Here is a 4,313-nt window from a genome sequence, read left to right on the forward strand (position 1 = left end):
GGGTCACGCGCAAATCATCACGATTCGTCGCGTTGGGCGATATACAAGGATGACAAAGTTTGCTTTCCGCTCCCACCCCCTACTCCGCCCCGCGCGGATCGCGCCGACGGCGGCGCTCCATGGCCATGGCGAAGGCCACGCGTTTTTCCTGCAATTGTTCGCGGAGCGTCTTCGCCGGGGCACCTGGGATATTCCCGGCGGTCTCGGAAGCGGCAACCGCCTTCTCCAGCGCGGCGATTTCCTTGAGGAGTTGCACCTCCGGCGGAATGACATTGGCGTTTTTCAGGAGCGCGGAGCCGGCGCGTTCCGTGGCGGGTTGGGCGAAATACTCGGCGAGGTCGAGAGGCTGGCCCTGGCCGGGAAGATTCTCGAACTCCCCTTGGGCGATGGCTTCCTCGATGCGGCTCTCGGCGAGTTTCGTCCAGTTCATGGAGCGGCCGGCTCTTTCGGCAGGGGGAAGACCCACTTGTGATAGAGGAAGAACTTCAGGCCGCTGAGGAAAAACTGGGTGGCGATGATGTCGAGATCGAGGGGGAAGTGGCCGAGGCTCAAGGCGTGATGAAAGTCGTGGTGCTTCAAGAACCCGAGGGTGGTGGAGGAGAGGAACCACATGACGCCGACGGCGAGCACGTAGCGCGGCAGGGCGTCGCGCTTGCGGGCGTCGGTGCGGAAATTGATGAAGTAATTCCAGAGGAAAAAGAACGAGGTGCTGACGGCCATGCTGCACGCCGCCACGGCCCACAGGGACAGTTCGGTGTGGGCGTGCAGCCACTTGAAAGGGATGGAGATGAGGAGGTAGTTCACGCCCGACCCGGCGAGAAACCAGAAGAAGCGCATGCGCACGGCCTGGCGGCTGGGTGCGGGATCGGGAGTGGTGGTTTCGGGCGTCAAAGGAAAGTGGGAAGGGTGGTGTGGCGGGCGGGAACAGTTCTCGGGGGAGGGCTCCGGCGCAAGACAGAATGAATGGGCGGCAGGAGCGGGCTGATTGAAGCACAAAGGCACGAAGGGCTCTCCTTTTCTTCGTGTCTTGGCGCCTTCGTGGTAAAAATCCCCTGGATCATCCCGTCGGTTCCGCGAACGTGAGTCGCACGGAAAGAACACAGTGTGGCCGAGGAATGCGAATTGCGCATTGCGCGCGGGTGGCTGGGCAACGAAAAGGTTTCTGACGAAATGATTTCTCCCTCCGCATCCCAGGCCCACCGCGTCGCCGTGACGGCGATCGGCGTGGTGAGTCCGCTGGGGCTGGGGAGCGAGGAGACGGTGCGGGCCTTGCGCGCGGGGCATGATGGGGTGGCGCCGGTGATGGCTTTTGACGTGAGCAAGACGCGCTGCAAGACAGCGGGGCTGGTGGATGTGGCGAAGCTGGTCGCGCGCGTCGGGGCGGTGAACGGCGAGCGCGCGCACCATCGCCACCCGGCGAGCCTGATGATGATGGCGGCTGCGAGCGAGGTGCGGGAGGGAGATCGCGGGTTCGACCCAGAGTTGCTGGTCATCGGCACGACCAGCGGGGGGATGAGTTTCGGTGAAGCTTTTTACCGGGCGCAGGTGGAGAAGAAGCGGCGGACGCCGGCGCGGGCGGCGTGGCTGGCGAATTATCTGCCGCAGAAACCGGTGCTCGATGCCGAGGAGGCGTGGCCCTGCGCGGCGCCGAGTCAAATCATCGCCAATGCGTGTGCTTCGGGGACGAATGCGGTGGGGCATGCCTTCCGCCTGGTGCGCGCGGGGCAGTACCGGCGCGTGCTGTGCGGAGGGTACGATGCCATTTCCGAGATGGTGTTCGTGGGGTTCGATTCGCTGCAGGCGTCGACGGCGGAAAAGATCCGGCCTTTTGACAAGGCGCGCACGGGGCTGGTGCTGGGGGAGGGCGCAGCGCTGCTGGCGCTGGAGGAGATGGAGAGCGCGCGGCGGCGGGGGGCGCCGATTCTCGCGGAGGTCACGGGTTACGGCATTTCGACGGACAATCATCACCTCACCCAGCCGCACCCGAGTGGGATCGGACCGCGCCAGGCGATGGAACGCGCGCTGGCGGATGCGCGGCGCGCGGCGGCGGAGGTCGATTACATCAACGCCCACGGGACGGCGACGATCTTCAACGATGCGACCGAGGGGACGGCGATCGCAGAGCTGTTCGGTGAGCGCGTGCCAGTAAGTTCGACGAAATCGATGATGGGGCATTCGCTGGGTGCAGCGGGCGCGATCGAGGCGGCGTTTTCCGTGCTGGCGTTGCGCGGGCAATTCCTGCCGCCGAATATCCACTTCCAGGAACTCGATCCGGCGTGGCGGCTGAATATCGTGGCGAATGCGGCCCGCGACGCGCAATTGCGCTGCGTGCTTTCCAACTCGTTCGGTTTCGGCGGGACGAATGCGACGATCGTGATCGAGGGGGCGGAGTCATGAGCGCGCGGATCGCCGGACTCGGTTGGGTGACGCCGCTCGGCGCGGGGCTCGATGAAGTGTGGGAACGGCTCGGGCGCGGCGATGTGGCCGAAGCGAAGATGGTGACGAATCCGGAGACGGGGCGCGAGCATGTCTATGCGCCGGTGCCGCCGAAGACGGTGGAAGCGCTGGGGCGCAATCCACGGCTGCGGCGGTCGAGTGCGATTTCGTATTTCGCGGTGGCGGCGGGCATGGCGGCGCTGGAGAATGCGGGCGTTGTGATCACGCCGGAGTCGGCGGCGCGCACGGCGCTGGTCTTTGCGATCTCCAGCGGCGGGGTGATTTACACGCGCAAATTTTACGAGCAGATCGTCAAGCAGGGCGCGAACACGGCGAGTCCGATGCTTTTTCCGGAGACGGTTTACAACGCGCCGGCGAGTCATCTGGCAGCGCAGTTTGGGATCGATGGCGCGAGTTACACGCTGGTGGGCGACAGCACGGTGGGGCTGGCGGCGCTGAAGTTTGCGGAGCAATTGCTGGCGACCGGCGATCTGGACCGCGTGGTGGTGGTGGGCAGCGAAGAGTGCGACTGGATTCTTTGCGAGGCGTATCGGGATTGGCGTCTTTCGCGCGGGCCCGGCAAGGCGCATGGGGCCTTGCTCGCAGAGGGAGCGGCGGCGGTGGTGCTGGCGCGCGAGGGTGCGGTGGAGCTTCAGTTGCACGACGGCGTGCCGGTGTTTCGGCAGCAGGAAGCGGAAGCGGCGCTGACGCGCGTGTATGCGGAGTTGCTTCCGAGGGGTGGCGCGGATGCGGTGATCGGGTGTGCGAACGGGACTTTTGTGGATGCGATCGAACGGCGCGTGATCGGACGGCACTTGCCGGAAGCGGCGGTTTATTTTCCGAGGCAATCGCTGGGTGAAGCCCTGGGTGCGAGTGCACTTTTGCAGACGGTGGTGGCGGCGCTGGCGGTGCGGCACGGAGCGCTGCCGGGGGCAGCGGATGCGAAGAGGATCGAAACCACTTTCGTTTCCGCGCTGGGGTTCAATCAACAGGCGAGCGGCGCGGTACTGAAACGCGCAAAAGATATGTCATCCTGAGCGAAGTCGAAGGCCCCCGTCGAATAACCAGCGATCATCATTGGTAAAGCGACGGGGTCCTTCGACTCCGCTACACTCCGCTCAGGATGACACGCATGGAGGGCGCTTGTAACTTCGCTGCCCACCTATCACTTCCGCGGCGGCACGACGAGGATGGGTACGCGAGCCTTGTGGCGGACGTCTTCGATAGTGCTGCCGTGGATGATGTCGCCGACGAGGCGGTGGCCGTGCGACGCGAGCGCGATGAGGTCGCAGTGCTCCTGTTCGGCGACGTGGAGGATTTGTGTGGGCGGATTACCAAGCGCCAGCCGGGTCTCGATCTTCAGGCCCGTTTCGCCGCGCAGGCGCGCGGCCGTTTCCTCGAGATAACGCAGGTCTTCCTTCATCTCTTCGGATTCGGCGAGGCTGAGCTGGTCAAAGTTGCGCGCAACCCAGCCGTCGGCGACGTGCAGCAGCAGGAGTTCGCTTTTCGCCAGGGCGGCGAATTGCGCGATGTGCGGCAGCAATTCCCGGTCGGAAGCCGAAGTGTCGAGAGTGACGAGGATTTTGCGATACATGGGGCGCGCGGGTTTTAGGGGGTGGGTGCAGGGAGGCCCAGGAAACCGTAGAAGGCGTTGAGCACGGCGTCGGGCATGAAGGTATCGAATAGCAATTTGACGTTGAGCACGATGATGATCGCGGCGGTGGTCCAGCCGAGGATGCGGATCCAGAGCGGATTCACGAAGGGGCCCATCTTCGCTTTTTCATCGGTGAAGCGCATGAGCGGCCAGACGGCGAAGCCCAGTTGCATGCTGAGCACGACCTGGCTGGCGACGAGCAGTTGCGTCGTTTTGCTCTCGC

At 64.5% G+C, this 4,313-nt stretch carries 6 protein-coding genes; 2 read left to right on the top strand and 4 right to left on the bottom strand.

What is annotated here, in order from left to right:
• Positions 1-79: 79 nt before the first annotated feature.
• The gene (locus ABJF10_RS29635) at positions 80-430 is read right to left on the bottom strand and encodes a DUF1992 domain-containing protein (protein WP_348548210.1); all 351 of its coding nucleotides are present in this window, start codon (positions 428-430) and stop codon (positions 80-82) included.
• Positions 427-891 (bottom strand): GtrA family protein, encoded by a 465-nt coding sequence (locus ABJF10_RS29640; RefSeq protein ID WP_348548211.1) that lies wholly within the window; start codon positions 889-891, stop codon positions 427-429. Before ABJF10_RS29640 ends, ABJF10_RS29635 begins: the two co-directional genes overlap by 4 nt.
• A 279-nt stretch (positions 892-1,170) precedes the next feature.
• Between ABJF10_RS29640 and ABJF10_RS29645 the strand changes: the two genes are divergently transcribed.
• Together ABJF10_RS29645 and ABJF10_RS29650 are read left to right on the top strand one after the other, a co-directional pair.
• Positions 1,171-2,397, top strand: a complete 1,227-nt coding sequence (locus ABJF10_RS29645) for a beta-ketoacyl-[acyl-carrier-protein] synthase family protein (protein ID WP_348548212.1) — start codon at positions 1,171-1,173, stop codon at positions 2,395-2,397.
• Positions 2,394-3,473, top strand: a complete 1,080-nt coding sequence (locus ABJF10_RS29650; protein WP_348548213.1) for a beta-ketoacyl synthase N-terminal-like domain-containing protein — start codon at positions 2,394-2,396, stop codon at positions 3,471-3,473. Before ABJF10_RS29645 ends, ABJF10_RS29650 begins: the two co-directional genes overlap by 4 nt.
• 128 nt (positions 3,474-3,601) lie before the next feature.
• Here ABJF10_RS29650 and ABJF10_RS29655 read toward each other — a convergent pair whose 3' ends face one another.
• Both ABJF10_RS29655 and ABJF10_RS29660 read right to left on the bottom strand, forming a co-directional pair.
• Positions 3,602-4,030 (bottom strand): universal stress protein, encoded by a 429-nt coding sequence (locus ABJF10_RS29655; protein WP_348548214.1) that lies wholly within the window; start codon positions 4,028-4,030, stop codon positions 3,602-3,604.
• 14 nt (positions 4,031-4,044) lie between these two features.
• Positions 4,045-4,313 (bottom strand): divalent metal cation transporter (locus tag ABJF10_RS29660; protein WP_348548215.1); only part of this gene is annotated, 269 nt, incomplete at its 5' end.

The organism is Chthoniobacter sp. (assembly GCF_040003245.1).
Taxonomy (GTDB): Bacteria; Verrucomicrobiota; Verrucomicrobiia; order Chthoniobacterales; family Chthoniobacteraceae; genus Chthoniobacter.